General features: G+C 45.2%; 11 protein-coding genes. 8 read left to right on the plus strand and 3 right to left on the minus strand.

All coding sequences use genetic code 11. From position 1 onward, the window contains the following. Positions 1–351: 351 nt before the first annotated feature. Entirely contained in the window at positions 352–1,869 is a 1,518-nt protein-coding gene (locus K429_RS0117320; RefSeq protein WP_007212474.1) for an MFS transporter, read from the minus strand. Between the two features lie 301 nt (positions 1,870–2,170). Between K429_RS0117320 and K429_RS0117325 the strand changes: the two genes are divergently transcribed. Next, entirely contained in the window at positions 2,171–3,391 is a 1,221-nt protein-coding gene (locus tag K429_RS0117325; RefSeq protein WP_007212475.1) for a glycoside hydrolase family 105 protein, read from the plus strand. 4 nt (positions 3,392–3,395) lie between these two features. Then, a complete protein-coding gene (locus K429_RS0117330; RefSeq protein WP_007212476.1) occupies positions 3,396–4,364 on the plus strand; it encodes a pectinesterase family protein in 969 nt (322 codons plus the stop codon). Between the two features lie 114 nt (positions 4,365–4,478). On the opposite strand, the gene K429_RS0117335 is transcribed toward K429_RS0117330, so the two are convergent. Further along, positions 4,479–4,826 (minus strand): cupin domain-containing protein, encoded by a 348-nt coding sequence (locus tag K429_RS0117335; RefSeq protein ID WP_007212477.1) that lies wholly within the window; start codon positions 4,824–4,826, stop codon positions 4,479–4,481. Between the two features lie 147 nt (positions 4,827–4,973). Between K429_RS0117335 and K429_RS0117340 the strand changes: the two genes are divergently transcribed. The 5 genes from K429_RS0117340 to K429_RS0117360 all read left to right on the plus strand — a co-directional run bounded on the left by K429_RS0117340 (position 4,974) and on the right by K429_RS0117360 (position 15,035). Continuing rightward, a complete protein-coding gene (locus tag K429_RS0117340) occupies positions 4,974–6,740 on the plus strand; it encodes a pectinesterase family protein (RefSeq protein WP_026367724.1) in 1,767 nt (588 codons plus the stop codon). Between the two features lie 45 nt (positions 6,741–6,785). Next, positions 6,786–8,102, plus strand: coding sequence for an acetylxylan esterase (locus K429_RS0117345; protein ID WP_026367725.1), 1,317 nt, complete (start codon positions 6,786–6,788; stop codon positions 8,100–8,102). Positions 8,103–8,367: 265 nt separating this feature from the next. Next, on the plus strand, positions 8,368–11,709 hold the full coding sequence (locus K429_RS0117350; protein WP_007212482.1) for a TonB-dependent receptor: 3,342 nt from the start codon (positions 8,368–8,370) through the stop codon (positions 11,707–11,709). Between the two features lie 31 nt (positions 11,710–11,740). Beyond that, complete coding sequence (locus K429_RS0117355) at positions 11,741–13,870, plus strand: RagB/SusD family nutrient uptake outer membrane protein (RefSeq protein ID WP_007212483.1); 2,130 nt, start codon at positions 11,741–11,743, stop codon at positions 13,868–13,870. Between the two features lies 1 nt (position 13,871). Beyond that, entirely contained in the window at positions 13,872–15,035 is a 1,164-nt protein-coding gene (locus K429_RS0117360) for a dienelactone hydrolase family protein (RefSeq protein ID WP_026367726.1), read from the plus strand. A gap of 109 nt (positions 15,036–15,144) precedes the next feature. Here the strand turns inward: K429_RS0117360 and K429_RS0117365 are convergent, their stop codons facing one another. Beyond that, positions 15,145–19,566 carry a two-component regulator propeller domain-containing protein gene (locus K429_RS0117365; protein ID WP_026367727.1) on the minus strand — a complete coding sequence of 1,474 codons (4,422 nt, stop codon included), beginning with the start codon at positions 19,564–19,566 and terminating at the stop codon, positions 15,145–15,147. A gap of 85 nt (positions 19,567–19,651) precedes the next feature. Between K429_RS0117365 and K429_RS0117370 the strand changes: the two genes are divergently transcribed. Continuing rightward, positions 19,652–24,124 (plus strand): hybrid sensor histidine kinase/response regulator transcription factor, encoded by a 4,473-nt coding sequence (locus K429_RS0117370; protein WP_026367728.1) that lies wholly within the window; start codon positions 19,652–19,654, stop codon positions 24,122–24,124. Positions 24,125–24,203 lie beyond the last annotated feature (79 nt).

Genomic DNA, 24,203 nt, shown 5'->3' on the forward strand with positions numbered 1-24,203 from the left:
TCCTCTTTTCTTTATATCTTTTATTAGTATTTTTGAATGTAATAAACCCTTATCTTTGTCGAACGTTTTTTTCATAGAGATTTAGATTTAAGGTTAGAAGAATTGTGGAAGTCGTGAGACTTCCCTTTTTTTCATCTTAAAGTTTTGCGCTCCTGTATCTCTCATGGACCGTTTGAAGGTAAATTTGCTAAAGTATACTGAGGTTCATGTTTTTCACGGGAGAGTGCAGAAGAGAGTCGCTTCGTGAGAAGGGGCTTTTTTTGTGCCGGTACTTTTCTGTCTTTTATATATATCAAAAAAGGTGCTCACTGCTGAGCACCTTTTTTATTATCTATATATACTATTCCAGTATTATTCCAATACAATAGGTTTATACTTCGGAACCAGAGCCTTCATTACAACCCAACCAATCAGGTAAGCTACTGCGCATACACAGAAGATGATGAAGTATCCTGCAGGTTTACCGGAGAAGCCCATAAATTCCATGGCAGGGCGTACGAACTGTGCACCTTGTTCCAGTAAATCATGAGTCATTTCCACTTCTTTTCCATCTACCATTGTACTTCCTGATGAATATACGAACAAGTTACCTGCTACTTTCTGAAGAATCATTGAACCGAAACCACCGGCCATACCACCGATACCAGTGATACTTGCAATGGCTGCTCTCGGGAACATGTCACTTACGGTAGAGAAAATGTTGGCAGACCAAGACTGGTGAGCTGCACCACCAATACCGATCATGATAACCGGTAACCACGGAGAGATAGTACCCAGAGGCTGTGCCAGCAATACTACTAGCGGGAAGAATGCAAATATCAACATGGCACGCATACGTGCTGCATACGGATTTAAACCGGTTCTGTTGATAATGATAGTAGGCAGTTTACCACCATAAATAGAAAGCATCGTGATGGCATACAGAGTAAAGATCAATGCGATGCCCAATCCTTCGGAAGTCTTGATACCGAATTGCGTATTCAGATAAGAAGGAGTCCAGAACAGGAAGAACCACCAAACACCATCGGTCATAAATTTACCGAAAGCAAATGCCCAAGTCTGTTTGTAGCTGAAGCATTGCCAGAATTTCATCTTCTTCTCGTCTTTTTCTTCTACGACAGGAGCAGCACCTTCTTCGTGCTTGTCTTGCTCAATGTAATCAAGCTCAGCCTTATTTACGTGCTTGCTTTCAGAAGGTTTAGAGTACATGAATACCCAGAAGCCCATCCAGATAAATCCAAGACCACCAATTACGATGAAAGCCATTTCCCAACCCCATGCTTTAGCCAGCAAAGGAATTGTCAACGGAGCAACCAGAGCACCGATAGAAGCACCGGCATTAAAGATTGAAGTAGCATACGCGCGGTCTTTCTTAGGGAAATACTCGGCAGTTACTTTGATAGCGGCAGGGAAGTTACCAGCCTCACCAAGTGCCAGTACACAACGGGCTGCCAGGAAGCAGTACATACTAATAGTAGCAATGGTTACTACCACATCACCTGTGGCACCCATTAATTCGGCTGCACTATGCAGACCTACGAAATGCTCGGTTACGATACCACAAAGAGCGTGGAGACAAGCACCTGCCGACCATACACCGATAGCCCAAAGGAAACCTTTCTTTGTACCCATCCAGTCGATAAAGCGACCGGCGAACAACATGCAGACTGCATAAACAATAGAGAAAACAGAAGTGATTGTTCCGTAGTGTGATTCATCCCAATGGAATTCGGGTTTGATAAATTCATCCCACGTCAATGACAGCACCTGGCGGTCAAGGTAGTTTACTGTTGTCGCAAAAAATAGCATGGCGCAGATGGTCCACCTGTAGTTGGTCATCTTTCCCACTGCATTTTGATTTAAACTCATGATACGTTGATTTAAAATTATTAATTCTTATTTCTGGGGCCAAAAATACACATTATTTGATGTATATCAATACTTTTTTCGTCTAATTTCCTGCAATTTTTGTTCGAAATGCAAATAAATGGCAAAAAAACTCGTTATCGTGCACGAAAACACTCGTTCTCGCACACGAAATACTGAGTTTATAGAAGGTGAAAATAAATAATGCACCTTTTCAGTCGAAAAGTACACAACGCTTTAGGTGAGAACCGCTATCTTTGTCACATTACTTAATATAATCTATATACCTAAAAACAAGAACAGAATGATGAACAATCTGCTTTGTAAAACTTTTGTGATGGGAGCGCTGATTTGCTCCACTCAGTTGTCTGCTCAGAAAGTAAGCGATAAGCAACCGTGGTCGGTACGTATGGTAGAATCGGAGATGATTCGTTGCCCGGAATCCTGGCAACTGGATTTCCAGCCGAAACTGAAATGGGATTATTGTCATGGGCTGGAATTACAAGCCATGCTGGATGTGTATGATACGTATGGAGATCAGAAGATGTTTGACTATGCACTAGCTTATGCGGACACCATGATACACAAGGACGGAAGTATTGAGACTTATAAACTGAATGAATACAATATCGACCGCTTGAATTCAGGTAAATTCCTGTTCCGCATCTACGAACAGACGAAAGATGAAAAATATAAGAAGGCTATTGATTTGTTGCGTAGTCAGCTTGACACCCATCCGCGTAATGAGGACGGCGGTTTCTGGCATAAGAAAGTATATCCGAACCAGATGTGGTTGGATGGTCTTTATATGGGGGCACCTTTCTATGCTGAATATGCTTTCCGCAATAATCGTGTACAGGATTATAAAGATATTGTGAACCAATTTATTACAGTGGCACGCCATACGTATGATCCGAAGAATGGACTTTATCGCCATGCCTGTGATGTCAGTCGTAAGGAACGTTGGGCAGATCCCGTTACCGGACAGTCACAGCATAGCTGGGGACGTGCGATGGGATGGTATGCAATGGCATTTGTAGATGCACTGGACTTTATTCCGAAACATGAGGCAGGACGTGATTCCATGCTCGTTATCCTTAATAATATTGCCGCACAGGTGAAGCGCATACAAGATCCGAAGACCGGATTATGGTATCAGGTGCTGGATAAGAGTGGTGAGAAAGGAAATTATGTAGAGTCTTCCTGTTCTACTATGTTTGTCTATGCTTTGTTCAAAGCTGTTCGTAAGGGATATATTGATAAATCATATCTGAAAGTGGCTCTCAAAGGATACCAAGGTATTCTTGATAACTTCATAGAAGTAGATAAAGACGGTGTGGTGACTATTACCAGAGCCTGTGCAGTTGCCGGCCTGGGTGGCAAAAACTACCGTATGGGAGATTACACCTATTATATAAATGAAACAATTCGCAGCAACGACCCCAAGGCAGTAGGTCCGTTTATCATGGCAAGTCTGGAGTGGGAGCGTCTGCAACAAGTAAAGGAAATCGTTAATCAGAAATAAGACAATGAAACGGCTAACTTATTATTTATGCGGCATACTTCTTCTCCTGGTGGGGATCATGCCGCTATCGGCACAGTCTCAATATAAAGATACGCTTGTGGTTGCCCGTGATGGTTCGGGAGACTATCGCACGTTGACGGAAGCTATGGAAGGCATTCGTGCTTTTATGGATTACAAGGTTACAGTGCTGATAAAGAATGGAACATATAAGGAGAAAGCGATAATTCCTTCTTGGGTGCAAAATGTGGATTTCATCGGTGAAAGTGTGGAAAATACGATTATCACGTATGATGACCATGCCAACATTAATAAGATGGGTACTTTCCGTACCTATACTGTAAAAGTGCAGGGAAACAATATTACCTTCAAAAACCTCACCATAGAAAATAATGCTGCCAGACTGGGACAAGCGGTTGCCCTTCACACGGAAGGGGATAAACTGGTATTTATCAACTGCCGTTTGCTGGGAAATCAGGATACCATTTATACAGGTGCCGCAGGTACACGCCTTTATTTCGTAGATTGCTACATTGAAGGAACTACCGACTTTATTTTCGGTCCTTCTACCGCTTTGTTTGAGAACTGCGAAATCCGTAGCAAAACAAATTCATACGTGACGGCAGCTTCTACGCCCGAAGACATTGCGGTGGGCTATGTTTTTAAAAATTGCAAACTGACGGCCAATCCGGGTGTGGACAAGGTTTATCTGGGGCGTCCCTGGCGTCCGTATGCTGCCACCGTATTTATCAATTGTGAAATGGGTAAGCATATTCGTCCCGAAGGATGGCATAACTGGGGAAAAGAGGAAAATGAGAAGACAGCCCGCTATGCTGAGTACAATAGTACAGGAGAAGGTGCTGCGGCAGCCGGTCGGGTAAAATGGGCGAAACAGCTGACCAAGAAAGAAGCAGCCCAATACGATGATCTGAATTACATCTATCGGATGTGTAGTGACTGGAAACCTGAAAATTAATAACTTAGCTTCCTGTCTACAAAGAGCCAACTTCCTGCTTACAAGGAGTTAACTCCTTGTCGACAGGAAGTTAACTTTTTGTTAGCAAGAAGTTAACTCCTTGCAGACAAGGTATTAGCGCTTTAGAAAATCCGCTCTCATGGGGCTGAAACAATCTATCAGAATACCAGCTTCCAGACATACGCACCCGTGTTCCGCATCCGGTTCAATGTAGACGCCGTCTCCGGTTTCTACAATTTGTTTTTCACCGTTCACGGTAAACTCAAATTTACCGCTTGCCACATAGGTGGTTTGTGTATGGTAGTGGGTGTGTGGTGTACCGATGGCACCTTGCTCAAATTTTACTTTAACCAGCATCACTTGCCCGTCGTAGCCCATTATTTGGCGTACTACTCCTTCGCCTGCCGGTTCCCATGCGATTTCTTTTTCAAGAATGAAAGTGTTACTTCTTGTCTTTTTCATTTTGTTGCCAGATTAGTTGTTTTGCCGGCAAATATACGATTAATATTAATTTTTCTACCGATTGCGACTTTTTTTACACTTCAGATCCTTTGTTTTTGGGTAATATTGCACCGGAAAATAATAATACTATTTATATTTTGATGAATTATGAAACACAAGTTGACATTATTGCTGGGGTTGTTTTTCCTGCTCTCGGCTTTCAAGGCTGACAAGCCTGTGATTACGATTTTCATGATTGGAGACTCCACTATGGCCAATAAGTCATTGACAGGTGGAAACCCCGAACGTGGCTGGGGACAGATGTTGCCCGGCTATCTTTCCGAGGAAATCCGTGTAGACAATCATGCTGTGAATGGACGTAGTTCCAAGAGTTTTATTGACGAGGGACGGTGGGAAAAGGTAATCTCACAGGTGAAGAAAGGGGACTATGTATTTATTCAGTTCGGACATAACGATGAGAAGTCCGATCCGAAACGGTATACGGCTCCGGGAAGTACTTTTGATGAGAACCTGAAACGTTTTGTAAACGAAACCCGTGCCAAAGGTGGTATTCCTGTTTTGTTTAACTCCATTGTACGCCGTAATTTTGGTACGGCAAATGGGAATGCAGTGGCTCAGGCTATCAGTCAGGATGATATACAGAAAGGAGTGAATCCGGATGCAAAGCGGGAGGCTTCGGAGCAACCTGCTGTTACTGAAGGTGACAAGCTAATTGATACACACGGTGCTTATCTGGATTCTCCGCGGAATGTAGCGAAAGAATTGGGTGTGGCTTTTGTGGATATGAATAAGATTACGCATGACCTTGTAGAGGGCATGGGGCCGGTAGACTCCCGAAAATTATTTATGTGGGTACCTGCCAATCAGGTTGCCGCGATGCCGAAGGGACGTGAAGATAACACTCATCTGAATGTTTATGGCGGGCGTGTTGTGGCTGGTTTGGCCATGGATGCTATTGCCAAGGAAGTACCGGAACTGGCTAAGTATGTTCGACACTATGATTTTGTAGTGGCGCAGGATGGTAGCGGAGATTTCTTTACCGTGCAGGAGGCTATTAATGCTGTTCCTGATTTCCGCAAGAATATCCGTACTACGATATTGGTGCGTAAAGGCGTGTATAAGGAGAAGATTGTGATACCGGAAAGTAAGATCAATATTTCTCTGATAGGTCAGGACGGGGCAGTGCTTTCGTATGATGATTATGCGCAGAAGAAAAACTGCTTTGGCGAAGAAAAAGGGACCTCCGGTTCGTCTTCCTGCTATATTTATGCTCCTGATTTTTATGCTGAGAATATTACGTTTGAGAACTCTTCCGGTCCGGTAGGGCAGGCAGTGGCCTGTTTCGTAAGTGCCGATCGTGCTTATTTCAAGAATTGCCGTTTCCTTGGCTCTCAGGATACACTTTATACGTATGGGAAAAATTGCCGTCAGTACTATGAAGATTGCTATATAGAAGGTACGGTCGACTTTATATTCGGCTGGTCTACGGCTGTCTTCAATCGTTGCCATATCCATAGTAAGAGCGGTGGGTATGTCACTGCACCTTCTACGGATCAGGGACAGAAGTATGGTTACGTATTTTATGATTGTCGCCTGACTGCGGATGACGGTGTACGGGATGTCGCTCTTTCACGTCCCTGGCGTCCGTATGCGCAGGCTGTGTTTATCCGTTGCAATCTGGGCAAACATATCTCTCCTGCCGGCTGGAATAACTGGGGAAATAAAGAAGCGGAAAAGACAGCTTTCTATGCAGAATATGAAAGCACGGGTGAGGGTGCTAATCCCAAAGCGCGTGTTCCTTATTCCCATCAATTGAAGAATCTCAAAGGGTATGAGATGGAAACCGTACTTGCCGGAGATGACGGATGGAATCCGGTGAAAAATGGGGATGAACTGCTAAGCATAAAGCGCTGATTGATATTTGGATTTGATAAATAAACTTATAACAATTAGAACACAATGATGAAAAAGAATTTGTTTGTATTACTGCTCGCTCTGATACTTCCGCTTTCGTTTGTATGTGCGGAGAATTACCCGTATCGGAGTGATGTGCTTTGGGTTACCGTGCCCAATCATGCTGACTGGATTTATAAGACCGGAGAAAAGGCTACGGTTGAAGTTCAGTTCTATAAATATGGTATTCCGCAGGATGGAGTAACTGTATCTTATGAAATAGGCGGTGATATGATGCCGGCAGAAACTTCCGGTTCGGTTACGTTGAAGCAGGGAAAAGCGGTTATTCCTGTGGGAACCATGAAAGAACCCGGCTTTCGCGACTGCCGCTTGACAGCCACTGTGGATGGAAAAAGTTATAAGCATCATGTAAAGCTGGGTTTCTCACCGGAGAAGATTAAGCCTTATACGCAGATGCCGAAGGACTTTAAAGAGTTCTGGGAAAACAATAAAGCGGAGGCTGCCAAGTATCCGTTGACTTATACGAAGGAATTGGCAAAGGAATATTGCACCGACAAGGTGGATTGCTATCTTATTAAGCTGATGTTGAACAGTCGCGGACAGAGTATTTACGGCTACTTGTTCTATCCGAAGAATGCAACAAAAGGTTCTTGTCCGGTAGTTCTTTGCCCTCCGGGTGCCGGAATTAAAACAATCAAGGAGCCTTTACGTCACAAATATTATGCAGAACAAGGCTGTATTCGTTTTGAGATTGAGATACACGGATTGAATCCTACCTTGACAGAGGAGGCATTCAAGGAAATCAGCAACGCTTTTAACGGTAGAGAGAATGGCTATCTGAATAATGGACTTGATAACCGTGACAACTATTATATGAAACGAGTGTATCTGGGTTGTGTGCGTAGCATCGACCTCCTGACTTCCTTGCCCGAATGGGATGGTAAGAATGTAATTGTCCAGGGCGGTAGCCAGGGAGGAGCTTTAGCTTTGATTACGACCGGTTTGGATCCTCGTGTAACAGCTTGTGTAGCCAATCACCCCGCTTTGAGTGATATGGCAGGGTATAAAGCAGGGCGTGCCGGAGGATATCCCCACTTTTTCCGTACCGAAGGGATGGATACACCGGAGAAGTTAAAAACGATGGCATATTATGATGTAGTGAACTTTGCCCGTCTGATAAAGGTTCCTACTTATATTACCTGGGGATATAATGACGATGTGTGTCCGCCGACCACCAGCTATGCTGTTTATAATACGCTGGATTGTCCGAAGGAAGCATTGATCACCCCGATTAATGAGCACTGGACTTCCAATGATACGGAATACGGACAGTTGCAGTGGATATTGAAGCATCTGAAATAAATAAAATCTATCTTATTTCTCATCCCCCCGGATCTCTCTTCAATGAAAAGAGTGAATCCGGGGGGATTTTTTGTGATTTTACTGTGAGAAAATCCCCCTATCCCTTTGTCTGCGGTGTTTTGAGTGGTATAGAGCGATTTTTCCACCGATTCAAGCATATTTTTCACCTGAGAGAGATAGATTATCTGCTATTTTGCAAGTGCAAGGCAGACATAAATGCTTTGTAGTGAATTCAGAATTTGTTTAATCAATAAATCATTTACTTATGAATTACAGGAAAAAGGTCGTGTTAATGCTCGGGGTTTTGTCCTACCTCAATTTGGGAACTTTTTCTCAAGCTGCTCCCCTGACAGTGGATCATACTTCAGTAGCCGGTGTGCAGCAAGCCTCCAATGACAAGAAGACAATTAAGATTTCCGGTTCGGTCAGAGATGCGGCCGGTGAATCTATTATTGGTGCTACCATTTTAGAGAAAGGAACTTCAAACGGTGTCGTTTCCGATATGGACGGTAACTTTTCTATGACTGTGGCTGCTAATGGGATATTACACATCTCATATATAGGTTATGTAGACCAGGACATAGCGGTTGCAGGTAAGAGTCTTTTCAATATTCAGTTGCTTGAAGATACGGAAATGTTAGATGAAGTGGTTGTTATCGGTTACGGTACGGTGAAACGTCGTGACCTGACGGGAGCCATAGCTTCGGTAAAAGGAGATGAGGTTGCTGCCAATCCTGTATCCAATGTTGCACAGGCCTTGCAGGGACGTCTGCCGGGTGTGAACGTAGTGTCGCAGGACGGTCGTCCGGGAGCTACAATCTCGGTACGTGTTCGCGGAGGAGGGTCTATAACCCAGTCCAATGATCCGCTCTATGTAGTCGATGGATTTCCGGTAAGCAATATTGGCGATATACCGGCTTCGGAAATAGAATCTATCGATGTGTTGAAAGATGCGTCATCTACGGCTATTTACGGTGCACGCGGTGCAAACGGTGTAATCCTGGTTACCACTAAGAGCGCCAAGGAAGGTCAGATTAAGGTAAGCTATGATGGCTATGTACAGGTCAAAAATGTATCGAAGACGCTTGAGACGCTTTCGGCTCAGGAGTATATCCTTCATAACTGGAGCTATGCCGCATCCAGAGGAACTGCTAACCAGGATGCTGTTGAGAAATACTTCGGTCTGGGAAGTAAGTATGGCAACCACTATGCCGACTATGCCAATGTGAAAGCTCATGACTATACGGATGATGTACTGCGTACCGCACTGTCTCATAACCACAGTGTGAATGTTTCGGGCGGTACAGATAAAACGAAAGTGATATTTACACTTGGCTACGTTAACGATGAAGGAATCAAGATCAATTCGGACTACAACCGTCTGAATGCTTCTTTCAAGATTCGGCAGAAACTTGCCAAGACACTGGACCTGGATGTTGATTTCCGTTATACGGAGTCAAATCTGAATGGACGTGAGAATGTAACGAACGGTAAAGGTTCTAATGTGTCGGGAGCTTATCGCTATCGTCCCATTGACAATCCGTTGGGTGGTGTCTCTTATTCGGAAGTTGCCTCAGGCTTCAGTTTCGGTGTGGCTAATATTGACGACAAGCATAATCCGGTAGAATTGATCAATGATATCACGAATAAATCCTATTCCCGTTCATTGAGAGGATCGGCAGCTTTGTCATGGGAGATCATCAAGGGGCTTGTGGCCCGCAGTGAATTATCACTTACCCGCAGTTCATCGAAGAGTACTTATTATGAGAACGGATATACAAACGGAGATAAGCGTGCCACCCTTAACCGGGGCATGGGAGATGGATTGCGTTCGGTGAGCACTTTGAATTATAACTTCAATATCGGCAAGAACAATGTATTCTCGGCATTGCTGGGTAATGAAGTCCTGAAGTCGGATTCCGAATCGTCGCAAATCACGGGCCGTGGCTATCCTTCTACATTTGATTATGACACCACGATGGGATTGATCCATACGGCAACCACCTCTTTCTCTGCAACCAATTCTTATAGCGTGCCTGCCCGTACGGTTTCCTTCTTCGGACGTTTGAGCTACACTTTCATGGACCGTTATCTGTTCACCGGTACGTTCCGTGCCGATGGCTCTTCTAAGTTTGCGCCGGATAATCGTTGGGGATACTTTCCCGCAGGTGCTTTCGCATGGCGCCTTTCGGAAGAACCTTTCATGAACGGCACAAAAGATTGGCTTTCCAATCTGAAGCTTCGTTTGTCCTATGGTACTTCGGGCAGTGACAATATTAGTTCCAATCTGTGGCGTGAAACCTGGTCGAGCCTTGGTTCGGGCAGCAATCATACCCCTATCAACGGTGAACTCGGTTCATTCTATCGTCCGGACGGTTTGCTGGCTAACTCTAAGCTGAAATGGGAAACTACTATTTCGCGCAACTTCGGTATTGACTTTGGATTCCTGAACAACCGTGTTAACGGTAGTCTGGAAGTATACTGGAATACTACAAAAGACTTGTTGATGGCCGTACCTGTGGATAACACTACCGGATACTCTTACCAGTTCCAGAACTTCGGTAAAACATCCAATCGTGGTATTGAGCTTTCGGTGAATGTAGATGTGATAAACAAAGGTGATTTCCGTTTCAACGTAGGTGCCATCTATAACTACAACCGCAATAAACTGGATGAACTGCCTAATGCCGACCAGTATCTCTATTCTTCATACTGGGGTTCTTCCTCTCTGGTTCCTACCAACGACTATATGTTTGTGGAAGGGAAAGCGATCGGCCTGGTACGTGGCTTTATCAGCGAAGGATATTATACCGTGGATGATTTCAATTACACCAATGGCCAGTACGTTCTGAAAGAAGGTGTACCCGATATTACGAAAGCCTTGACCGCTACATACATGCACCCTTACGATCTGCCTGCCGGACAGACTGCATTCCCCGGAGCTGCCAAATTCCGTGATGTGGATGAAAGTGGTACGGTAGACCTGGATGATGCTACTTGCCTGGGCGAAGTGATGCCTCGTCATACGGGAAGCTTCCAACTGAATTTCAACTATAAGAACTTTGATCTTTCTACTAATTTCAACTGGACAGCAGGCGGTAAGGTATATAACGTGGCTGCTATGATCAATGCATCCGGTCAGGAGTTTGACGGAATCGGTGCACAGCGTGCATCCTGGGTGGCCGATGCTTTCAAGGTTTACAATGTGAATGCTGCCGGTGACTTGTATGCCGTTACCAATCCCGATGAGTTGAGAGCTTTGAATGCGAATGCCAAGTATCATTTACCCTACCATCAGAGTGGTATAACTTCATCGGAATGGTTGGAGAATGGTTCCTACCTTCGTTTGCAGACGCTGACGCTCGGATATACATTGCCCAAGAACTGGTTGACTAAAGTACATGTGGATAAGATACGCCTGTATCTTACTGCAACCAATCTCTTCACCATTACCGGTTATTCGGGCATAGATCCTGAAGTGAATGCCAATCCTACGGGACAAAGCGGATTCTACAGTGACCTGAGAATTTTCCCGACGCTCAACATGGACTTCGGAACTTACCCGCGTGCACGCACATTCACTTTCGGTGCTAACATAACTTTCTAAATAGTAATTGTAAAATAACAGAGAAACAGATATGAAAAAGATATTGAATATAACTCTCGCAGCAGCTTTCGCATGTGCGATGACCGGCTGCCAGGACTTCCTCGACACTTCGTCTCCGAGTGTAGTAGACCGCGATTTTGTCTTCTCAAATGAAGAGTCTGCACGTGGTGCATTGTATTATGGTTATGAAACCCTCCGTGCAAACAGGAGTGTGCATAATGTCGGATTCTTCTGGCATCCGGTTTGGGGATCGGATATTGAAGACTCTCAGGACATTTACGATGAAGGTAGCGCCGGAATCTGTGAAAAATGGTATTATCCGGGTGGTACGGGTAACTATAACATTAACTCGGGAGAAGGAACCGAAGTATTTACCAAGCTTTACGAAACGATATCCGTGGCCAATTCCCTGATATCCAGTTTTGAGGCGCTTGATAACTTCCAGTCAATCATGACCGGAGAACCTAATAATCTTTCGGATATCTACGGACAGGCTGTGGCTCTGCGTGCTACGTGCTACTGGGAGTTGTGCCGCTGGTATGGCGATGTGCCCCATGCACTGAATGCCGGTGAGCAGGCAAAAGGACTGACTTCCCGTTATGCCATTTATGACTATCATATCCGGAAACTCAGGGAGGTAGAGCCTCATATGTATCGTCCGGGTGAAGGCAGTACGAGAGCGGATGTCATGAATCGTACGTATGTTCAGGGACTTATAGGACGTCTTTGCATGTATAATGGTGGTTATGCAACCCGCCGCACAGACCTGGGTGCAGACTTCTATGTGGATGGTGACGGAAAGGTGCTTACTTTCGACGATTGGAGTGTGGAAAAGAACGGTGCCATTTATGGACGCCGCAGCGATTGGAAAGATTTGTATGCCATAGCCAAAGAATATCTTCAGGCAATCTATATGAATCCCGGTTCGGTGGTATTGCGTACAACGGATCCCCGTTCCACAGGTAAGAATGGACAGGAGTATAATAATCCTTACCAGTATATGTTCCAGCAGATGCATGCCGCCGATAATATAACATTGGCTGATGAATCTATCTACGAACTCCCTCATGAATACAATGGCGGATCTTCCCGTCCGGCTTATATTGGTCGTCCTTCGTCGGGTGGTGACGGTCAGGCACCTTGCGTGGCTTGCGGACAAGATCGTATTCAGGCACATTTCTACTACGGTTGGTTCGATAATAACGACTTGCGTCGTGACGCTTCTGTTGCTGTAACAGGGAGCACAGGTGGTGGTCAGGAGTTGATGCAGTCATTCGACCGCAGTGCATGGGGTAAAGGATGCGGTCCGGGTACCAATAAGTGGGACTGGAACCGGATGACTGCGCCTGATACGAAAACTTATGGTAATTCCGGTATCAATTTCTCTTATATGCGTATTTCCGATGCTTACCTGATGTTGGCTGAAGTGTGTGCGGCATTGGGCGATGAAGGCAGCGCCAAGACGTATCTTGCCATCGTCCATAACCGGGCGTTCCCCGGCAACAACGACCCGAACTTTGAAAAATATATATCGGATTGCGGCTCTGTGTATAATGCAGTGCTTAAAGAACGTGCTCTGGAATTCAGTGGCGAAGGCGTGCGTCGTTTTGACATTATCCGCACCGGTATTCTTCCGGAAGTTGCCGTTGAAAACAGAAAGGTAATGTCGGCTATCATTGAGGGCATACGTCAGGATGGTTACTACACGTTTAAGAATGGCAATCAGATACCTGCCTATATCTGGACGAAGATGGTCGATGCTAAATCCGAGTATGGATATAGACTGACATCACAAACTCCGGCTGACAAGCAAGATGATCCGGTATTGTTCCCGGGATGGCGCGGACAGCATGATGATTGGGGAAGTCTGGTTCCTGCTTATGCAGGAGTGACGATGACCAACGTTGCAATCAAAGGTTTGTTTAAATATATCGAACCGGGTTCTGCCGAAGCGCTGGCTTTGGAAGCTGATGGATATGTACAGACTCCCTGGGCTATTGATATGTTGAAATATGAGGATTCTTACGCGAAGAAACTCTTCGCCGGTTATACGGATGCCGATTATGCGGCAAAGAATCCGCCCATCCATTTATTGCCGAATATCTATCAGGTATTGCTGAATTCGGGAATTACGAATGGTTATGGTTTTAAGCAGCAGTAATATGGTAAGAAGATGTATTCTTTGCATGATGTTAGGGTTGGCTACTTCGGTAGCCGCCCTTTCTCAGCATTTATCCGGTTACGAACTGGAAAGAGAGATGCCTGTTTTCCTGGATCAACTGAAAGCAGAACTGACTTACCCCATGGCTTGGGGAAATAGTCCGGTTAAGAATTTTAAGAAGTGGCGCAAACAGGCACGCAATGCCGTGCTGGATGCCATGCTTGCCCCTCCGCCTCGCACTACCGACTACCGGACTGAGGTTGTAGCCGAAGAGCAGCGGAATGGGTATAAAGCCCGGAAGTTACGTTTCAATCTGACCGGTTATTCCCGTGTGAACGCCTATATGCTGGTGCCCGATGGTGAAGGTCCCTTCCCGGCGGTAGTGCTTTTGCATGACCATGGAGGTCATTATACGATTGGTAAGGAGAAAATGATCCGTCCCTTCGGAGTGTCTCCCGAAGTCCTGGCTGATGCCGATGCCTGGGCTAAACAATGCTACGGTGGGCAATATGTAGGCGATTATCTGGCTGCACATGGATATGTAGTTATTTCTATTGATGCTCTGTTCTGGGGAGAACGCGGACGGAAAGAAGGAGTTGACGGTGACAAACACATGGCTGTGGCAGGTAACTTCATAATGCTGGGACGCAGTTGGAGTGCTTTCATGAACTACGAAGACATGTACACCACCGACTTTCTGGCTACGTTGCCCGAAGTCGACTCCAAACGTATCGGTTGCATGGGCTTTTCGATGGGAGCTTACCGTGCCTGGATGCTTTCGGCACTCTCTGACAAGGTGAAAGCCGGAGCTGCCGTCTGCTGGATGGTGACTACGGACTGTCAGTTCTCATGGGAGTATGGAAAAGAAAGGGGAGGTTTTGCCAATATGTTGCCGGGTATCCGCCGTTATCTGGATTATCCGCATATCGCGTCCATTGCCTGTCCTAAACCGATGTTTTTTCTGAACGGGGAACATGACAAGCTCTTTCCTCCGGTAGGAGTGAATGCCGCCTTTGCAGAAATGCGGAAAGTATGGGAAAGCCGTTCGGCAGGCGACAAACTGGTTACGGAACTGTGGGATATGCCGCATGATTGTGGAGTGAAAGTCCAGGAAGCCGTACTATCCTTTTTGAATTATAATCTGGCCTCCGTAAGGGGAAATTAATACTCTCCGAATTTGGTGGTCTGTTCAATAGCTATTGCGGAGTCTGTTCAGGCATAGTTCGCGGAACAGAACCGAGTAAGGCCGGTATGATGCAGGTCGGGAGCAAAGCTTAAGTGTTTTGCTTTCGGCTTTCCTTGTATTCAGTCGGTGTCATTCCATATTGCTGCTTGAAGCACTTGCTGAAGTAATGCGAGTCATTCAGTCCCACCATGTAGGCAATCTGTGCCATGTTATACTCCTCTGTCTCTATGAGTTGAGCTGCCCGCTTCATACGTATTTCTTTCAGGAACTCAACGGGAGATAAACCGGTCAGTGTCTTCAGTTTCTTGAAGAATACGGAACGGCTCATGTTTACTTCGCCGGCAATGTCTTCCACTGTAAGGTCACCGTTATCCAGATGCTTCTCTATGGTTTCCATCACTTTATCCATAAATTTCCGGTCGTTGGGCGAAAGGGCCGGAGTGGTGGTTTCCTTTTTCCCTGCCAGAGGTTGTTCGGTGGATGCAGGCAACAGACTGGCGCAATACAATGCCTGTAACTTCTTGCGCTGTTCAAGCAGATTGAAAATACGTGCCTTCAGGTAGGCAGCGCTGAAGGGCTTTGTGATGTAATCGTCCGCTCCCAGCTTCATGCCTTCTATCTTGCTTTCGATGGTCGACTTAGCCGTCAGCATAACGATGGGAATATGGCTTGTGGTCATCTCTTCCCGCAGTTCGCGCACCATTTCTATACCATCCTTTTCGGGCATCATAACGTCGCTGATGATGATATCCGGCATATACAATTTGCTCTTTTCCAGTCCGATGTTACCATTTTCAGCTTCTATCACATTGAAGTACTGGGCAAAGATGGTCCTTATGAAGAAGCGTAATTCCTGGTTATCTTCCACTATCAGGATAGTTTCTTTTTCACTGTTCAGGTTCTCCTCTTCGTTTCCGGTGAGAGAAGAGAACTGATTTCCGGTGTATGCCGGTGAGGTATCACTTACCACGTAGTCGGACAGGATGAATTCAACGGTTTCGTCGAAGTGTTCTTTTCCTTTCTGTAATCTGATGCTGAAGCAACTCCCTTCTCCAAGTTTGCTCCGGATGCTGATGGAACCGTGGTGCATATCGATCAATTCTTTCACCAGTGAAAGGCCGATACCGGTGCTGGCCTGGTTGAAGAGGTTCTTATCCACTAAATTCTCGAAGCGGACGAACAGGGACTTTTGTTTATTCTCTGCAATCCCTATTCCCTGGTCCTCCACAGCAAGAATCACATCCTTTTCTTCTTCCTGCACCACCACTTTGATCTGCTTCCCTTGGGGAGTATATTTGAAAGCATTCGATAACAGGTTGAACAATATCTTTTCCAACTTGTCGGAGTCCGCCCATATCTTGAGGCTGGAGACTTTCGTATCCATACTGAAATCAATCTGGTGTTCATCGGCAAGGCTGTTGAAACTTTCCATAATGTGGCGGATGAAAGGGATCAGGTCAATCTGTTGCACCCTCATCTTCATCTTCTTGTTCTGTATCTTGCGGAAGTCCAGGATCTGATTGACAAGCCTCAACATCCGGTTCGTGTTTCGCTCCACCAGCACCAACTGTTCCCGTTCCTCATCATTCAGCTTGCCATGTTGCAGGACTTGCTCTACGGGACCGGCAATCAGCGTCAACGGTGTACGCAGTTCGTGCGATATATTTGTGAAGAAACGTAACTTTATATCTGAAATCTCCTGTTCAACAGATACTTTATGCTTCAGCCGGAAGATGGTGAAGAGAATATAGGTGGCTGTAAAAATGACCAATAAGATAAATAGTACGTACAGGGAATATGCCCACGGTGTCTCCCAGAAGGAGGGAAGTATGTTGATATCCAGTGTACGCGTATTCTCCACCCAGATGCCGTCACTGTTTGTAGAGCGGACTTTCAGGGTGTAATGCCCTTTCGGAAGGTTGGTGTAAGTGGCGGTTCGCTGGTTGCCAATATTGTTCCAGTTGTTTTCGAAGCCTTCCAGTTTGTAGGAATAGGAGATGTTGCCGGGATACTTCATATCCAGGGCGGCAAACTGGATGCTGAATCCATTCTTATCGTGAGGCAGGGTCAGGAGGTTCGTATCATCGATGTGGGTGGTCAGTATGCCACCTTCTTCGGGAGTCACCGTCTTCTCGGCCTGTTGCAGGCGGGTGAAGATGATGGGAGGAACGTATGTACTTGTATGGATGGAATCCGGAAAGAAGTATAGGACACCTTTCACGGTGTTGAACATCAGATAATCGGATGCAGTTCGCAGAGCCGCCCCTTCATTGAAACTAATTCGTAGGGGGAAGGCTCTGGAGGGGTAGTTTATTATTTTATCCGTGGAAGGAATAAACTTGCATAGTTCTTTCTCTGTAGCGCACCACAGATTGCCGTGTGGGTCTTCTTCGATGGATAGCAATACGTCCGAAGGAAGCCCGTTTTTCATGGTGTATGCCTGAAAGCGGGCTTCAGCACCCTCCAGTGAGAGTAGCTTATTGAGTCCGCCTCCGAAGGTGGCCACGTACATTTCGCCTTTCCGGGTGAAATATATGTTGTGCACGTCGTTATTGCTGAGGCTGTTGGCGTTTCCCGAAATACGGCAATAACGTTGGAATTCTATCTCTTCCGGTTCTTTGAAATTGCCCTTGCACATCAGTAATCCTGTGGCGCTGCCTATCCATATATTCCCTTTGGTGTCGGAGGTGATGAAACGTGTACGGTAACATTGGCTGATAGGATAGTTCTTTAGCCGGTTCCGGTAGTTGATGAAACGGTCCGCTTCTTTGTCTGTTCCCCGTTCCAGGTAGTTGATTCCTCCTTCGAATGTGGCAATCCATATCCGTTGCTGCCGGTCTTCATGCAGACTGTATATCTCGTTACCGCTCAGACTGTATACATCGTTTGCGTCGGCGCTGTACTGAACGAGATGATAAGTCAAAGGCTTTCCTTGAGTCCTGGCGGCGAATAGTCCGTTGCCTTTGGTGCCTATCCAGATGGTGCCTTCGTGATCTTGTATGATGGAATAGCCGATTCCTAACTTGTCCGTACTGTAAGGGGAGATAGTCCCTGAGGATGTGAGGTTGCCCACATAGCGCCATTGGCTGTCGTAGACACGTATAACTTTGTCTTTATTGCCCGTCCATATATACCCGTTACGGTCCTGATAAACGGCACGGACGTTGCTTCCCGGGAATTCCGTGTCATCCGGGGCAGCGGTAAGCAAATGGAAATGATTGGTATTGAAAGAGATCTTCTCCAAGCCGTTTCCGTATGAACCGAGCCATAAATTACCTTGTTTATCAGTAAAGACATTGGTCACCTTATTGTCAGCGCTCCAGCCCGATTGCAGGGCCGGATTGTAAAACGGATGTATCCGGTTGTTCTTACGGTCGTACCAGGCAAGTCCTCCTCCCGAAGGATGTACCCATAAAGAGCCGTTAACATCCTCGTATATATACATTTCCGGTCGGGAATCGACGATATCTTTGCCGTACTTGTCTTGCAGAATGAAGTGATCGAACTGCTCGTTTTCAGGATTGAAGTGCGTCACTCCTTTGGTGTTGAGGCGTATCCATGCTTCACCGTTGGTATCGATATAGACTGCTTTAATCTGGTTGTCCTTTAATGAAGGATAATTCCGGGTATTATAGTGACGATGGTTTCCGGAACTTTGTTCATACACAAAGAACCCGTCGCTGGCTGTGCCAATGAATAGCTTGTCCTTTTTGAGTTGTCGGATGGTTTTAATAGACGAGCCGGTGGGGAACTCTTGCCTTACAAACTGGCCGGTGTCCGGATTATATTCGTATACACATCCCTGTTTGGAAGTAAAGTAGATGGTATGATTGTTCTCCAGTGCATCGTAAAAAGGCTGTTTGTCCTTTTCCGGAGGAGCGACGAAGTAAGAAGAAAGTTTCTCTTCATGCCCGTTACGAGTCAGGCGGTATAATCCGTTCTCGGTAAGAATCCATTGGTTCTCCCGGCTGTCCTGAAAGATAGACTTGATAGGCTCTGAGTATGAAATCTGATGGGATTTGAAGAAGTCTGTGGCTTTCATTTCATGTGTTTCCGGATGGGTGGAAATATGAATCAATTCATTTTGTACGGTAATTATCCATACGTCTCCACACGGAAGTACATACATGTCCAAAGACAGGTAGTTGTCGTAAGGGATAGCCTGGAACCGTTCAAGCCGCGGATTGAAACGATAAACCTGGTGATTGTAGCTTTGTACCCAGATATATCCGTATCTGTCTTCTTTAATATTGTCCAGACGGTTGTTGCTCAATCCGATACTGTCGCCCGGATGGGCTTTATAGTTGTTAAATGTATATCCGTCAAATTTGTAGAGACCGTCCCAGGTGGCGAACCACATCACTCCTTTGTCATCTTGCAGGATACTCATGATGGTATTCTGCGAGAGTCCGTCTTCTGAGGTATATTGTGTAAAGGTATGTGGTAATTGTCCGAAGCAGAAGTCGGTGGCAATTATTTGGAGGATTAGCAATATTACGATTCTTCTCATGACCAGTGGTTGTTAAAATCTAAACAAAGATATATGAATTTTCTATGAAATACTTATCTTTACCGCATAGAATAAGCCTGTTATTATGAAAAAAATCTTATATCTGATCCTTGGGTTGATAGGTGTGTTGTCAGTAAAAGCGCAGCCGGATTGTTTTTTCACCCATTATTCGTCTGAAGACGGACTTTCTCAAAATACAGTAATGAGCATCCTGCAAGACCGCAAGGGAAATATCTGGCTTGCTACTTGGGATGGCATTAATAAGTTCAATGGTTATTCATTTAAAACATATAAGGCACGTCTTGATAATCGTATCGTGTTGAGTCATAATCGTATAGATCATATGCTGGAAGACAAGTATGGCTTCCTTTGGCTACAAACCTATGACAATCACGCCTATCGCTTCAATCCCCGTACGGAAACGTTTGAGCGTGCGCCGGGTGATGATGAAGAGGGGGGCACAGCCAATATAACAAATATCAAAGTCCTTCCGGGTGGTTCGGTATGGTTGCTGACGGAGACTGAAGGGGTGATCCGGGTGGCAACTGATCCACAGGATTATAGCCTGACCTCCCAATATTATTCTACCCAATCGGGACAGTTTTCTGCCTCACGTGTGTTTCAGGTATATGAGGACCGGGCAGGTAATGAATGGATATTGTCTGATAACGGATTAGGGATGTTGGCACCCGGAGAGAAATCACCGGTCTTTTATTTTGCAGAGACAGCAGAGCGTGAGAAGAAAGGCGGGCAAGCTTTTTATTCCTGTTTGGAGCATGGTCCCGAAATCTATTTCGGATCGGATAACGGGCGTGTATGGCGCTATCAGAAGGAGAGCGGGCAGTTCTTGTTGCTGAGTCTGCCGGTTTCATCCCACATTGTGTCAATCAATCATATAGATGGCAATGAGATCATACTGACCACTTCAAAAGACGGATTCTTTACTTATAAATGTGATACAAAGAAGACAGAACACTTCCCTGCCTCCCGTTTTCCTGATGCGCCGATTCATGGTACTTATGTAGATAAAGCATCGGAAGTATGGTTCGAGCAACATATTCCGGGTACAGTGGTACACTTTAATCCGCGTACACAGGTCTTGAAGCGTGAAGTAATAGCTGTGGAACCTACCAGTACGGACCGTTCTCGTCCGGCTTTCCATGCGCATGAAGATATCAACGGCATGCTTTGGGTACATCCGTATGGCGGCGGTTTTTCATATTTTGACCGTGAAAGTAATAGTCTGCGTCCGTTCTATAATGAGTTGTCAGGGCATGACTGGCGCTTTTCCAATAAAATACATACTGCCTTTTCCGACAATCAGGGGAATCTATGGATGTGCACTCACTCTAAGGGATTGGAGAAGGTCACTTTCCGTCCATCTCAGTTTGGTATCGTAACGCCGGTACCACACGATTATGAGTCATTGAGCAACGAAGTACGTGCCCTTTGCGAAGATGCTGACCAGAATTTATGGGTAGGCTTGAAAGATGGTAAACTACGGATATATGATAAGAACCGTGTAAATAAGGGCTATCTGACCGAAAACGGTACTGTGTCGCACAGCGGCACTCCGTTGCGTGGTAATGTTTATTTCATTTTGCAGGACAGTAAACAGAATTTCTGGATTGCAACCAAAGGGGATGGCCTGGTGAAAGCTGAAAAGCAGAAAGATAGCTATCACTATAAGCTGACCCGTTATCAGCATCAGGAAGGTGATATTTATAGTTTGAGTGACGACAATGTTTATTGTGTATACGAAGATAAGCATGGACGCATCTGGATTGCTACATTTGCAGGCGGCATCAACTATATGGCGCACAATCAGGGTGGTAAAGAGATTTTTGTGAACCATCGTAATAACCTGAAAGGATATCCTATTGATTATTGTTACAAGGCCCGTTTTATAACAGGTGATGATCAGGGGCATATCTGGATAGGAACTACCGTGGGCGCCTTGATGATGGATGCAGACTTCAAGAATCCCGAAGATGTGAAGTTCCGTCATTTCCTGCGTGTTCCGGACAATGAGCATAGCCTAAGCAATAATGATGTGCATTGGATTGTATCTACCCGGAATAAGGAACTCTTTATTGCAACATTTGGCGGAGGACTGAATAAGTTAGTATCGCTGGATGAGAGCGGTAATGCCTGTTTTAAGTCTTATACGGTACAGGACGGTTTGCCTTCGGATGTGTTGCTTTCCATACAGGAGGATAAAGCCGGTAATTTATGGCTCAGTTCGGAAAACGGTATCAGTAAGTTTATTCCTTCCAAAGAGAAATTTGAGAATTATGCCGATAAGGAGATATTTTTCCGGGTACGTTTCAGTGAAGCGGCTTCGGAATATACTGCTTCGGGTAATATACTTTTCGGGGCAAGTACAGGTATTTTCTATTTCAATCCCGATTCCATCGGGAAGAGTAATTATGTGCCGCCGATGGTTTTTTCCAAATTGTTGGTGGCGAATGTGGACGTGGTGCCGGGACAGGGTTCCGTACTGAAACAGGGATTGGATGATACCAAAGAATTGGTACTGTCGCATCGGGAGAATATTTTCACCATACAGTTTGCTGCACTCGACTATTCCGCACCTTCCGAAATACAGTATGCTTATATCCTGGAAGGTTTTGAAAAGGCCTGGAACTATGTAGGTAAACAGCGTGTAGCTACTTATACCAACTTACCAAAAGGGCATTATGTCTTTAAAGTCCGTTCTACCAACAGTGACGGTATATGGACTGAAAACACGCGTACATTGGACATTGAGATACTACCTTCCTTCTGGGAAACTCCGTTTGCTTATTTCCTGTATGTGCTTTTCTTCATCATGATTATTGTAGCGGCGGTGTATATCTTGTTCACTATTTATCGTTTGAAGCATGAGGTGTCCGTCGAGCAACAAATGACGGATATGAAACTGCGTTTCTTTACTGATATCTCTCATGAACTGCGCACTCCGCTGACTTTGATTTCAGGGCCTGTGGAATATATACTGGGGAATACCAAACTTCCGGATGATGCCCGTGAACAGTTACAGGTGGTAGAACGGAATACGAACCGCATGTTGAGGCTTATCAACCAGATACTGGACTTCCGGAAGATACAGAACCGGAAAATGAAGATGCAGGTTCAACGTATGGATGTAGTGGCTTTTACTCGCAAGATCATGGCGAACTTCGAGTCTGTTGCCGAAGAACATCAGATAGACTTCCTGTTTGAAACGGAGAAGGAAGAATTGTATCTTTGGGTAGATGCGGATAAATTTGAGAAGATTGTGTTCAATCTGCTTTCCAATGCTTTTAAATACACTCCGAATGGAAAGATGATCACGGTGCTTGTGCGCGAAGATGAGAAATCAGTTTCCGTAAGTGTGGAAGACCAGGGAATAGGTATTGCAGATAATAAGAAAAAGTCGCTGTTTGTCCGTTTTGAGAATCTGGTAGACCGCAATCTGTTCAATCAGTCCAGCACCGGTATCGGTTTGTCATTGGTGAAGGAATTGGTAGAAATGCATAAGGCGACCATTACCGTTGATAGTAAGTTAGGAGAGGGAAGCTGCTTTAAGGTGGACTTCCTGAAAGGTAAAGAACACTATGATGAATCGGTGGAATTCTTGCAAGATGATGCTACGGTGGGTATGGGAGTTATAGAACAAGTGACCGATATTCTTAGTGAAATACCGGAATCTTCTGGAGAAGAGAATATAGAGGAGGAATCGGAAGAGAGTATGGACGCCAAAGGGACTATGTTGCTTGTGGAAGATAATTCGGAACTCCGTTTGTTCCTGCGCAGCATCTTTGCTTCTGAGTACAGAATCGTGGAAGCAGTGGATGGTATGCAAGGTTGGAGTAAAGCTTTGAAATTCCTTCCGGATATCATTATTAGTGATGTAATGATGCCCGGAAAAGATGGCATCACCATGACGCGTGAACTGCGTGCCGATATGACCACCAGTCATATTCCCATTGTATTGTTGACGGCTAAGACTTCCATTGAAAGCAAATTGGAGGGGTTGGAGTATGGAGCGGACGATTACATCACTAAGCCGTTCAGTGCCACTTATCTGAAAGCACGCGTAAAGAATCTGCTCACACAGCGCCGAAAGTTACAGGGTATCTATCGGGATAACCTGATGACGGGAAATGCAACGGTTGACTTAACGGAAGAAACCGTAGAAGAGCAAGGACCGGAAATGTCCCCGAACGATCGTAAGTTTATGGACAAACTGGTGGAACTGATGGAGAAGAATATGGATAATGGAGAATTGGTAGTAGACGATTTGGTGCAGGAACTGGCAGTCAGCCGTTCAGTCTTCTTTAAGAAACTGAAGACACTGACTGGTTTGGCACCTATTGAGTTTATTAAGGAAATGCGTATCAAGCGTGCTGTGCAATTCATTGAAACCGGAGAATATTCCATGACTCAGATCTCTTATATGGTGGGTATTAATGATCCCCGTTATTTCAGCAAATGCTTCAAACAGAAGATGGGAATGACTCCGACGGAGTATCGGGATAAGGGAATGAATAAGATCAATTCGTCAAAAAATACATGAATTCATCAAAACGGACATCTTTGTAGTCTTGTATAAGGCTGATAAACAATTGATTGCTAAATAATGCAGAAAATACTGA

The organism is Bacteroides sp. 14(A), assembly GCF_000526555.1.
Taxonomy (GTDB): domain Bacteria; phylum Bacteroidota; class Bacteroidia; order Bacteroidales; family Bacteroidaceae; genus Bacteroides; species Bacteroides cellulosilyticus.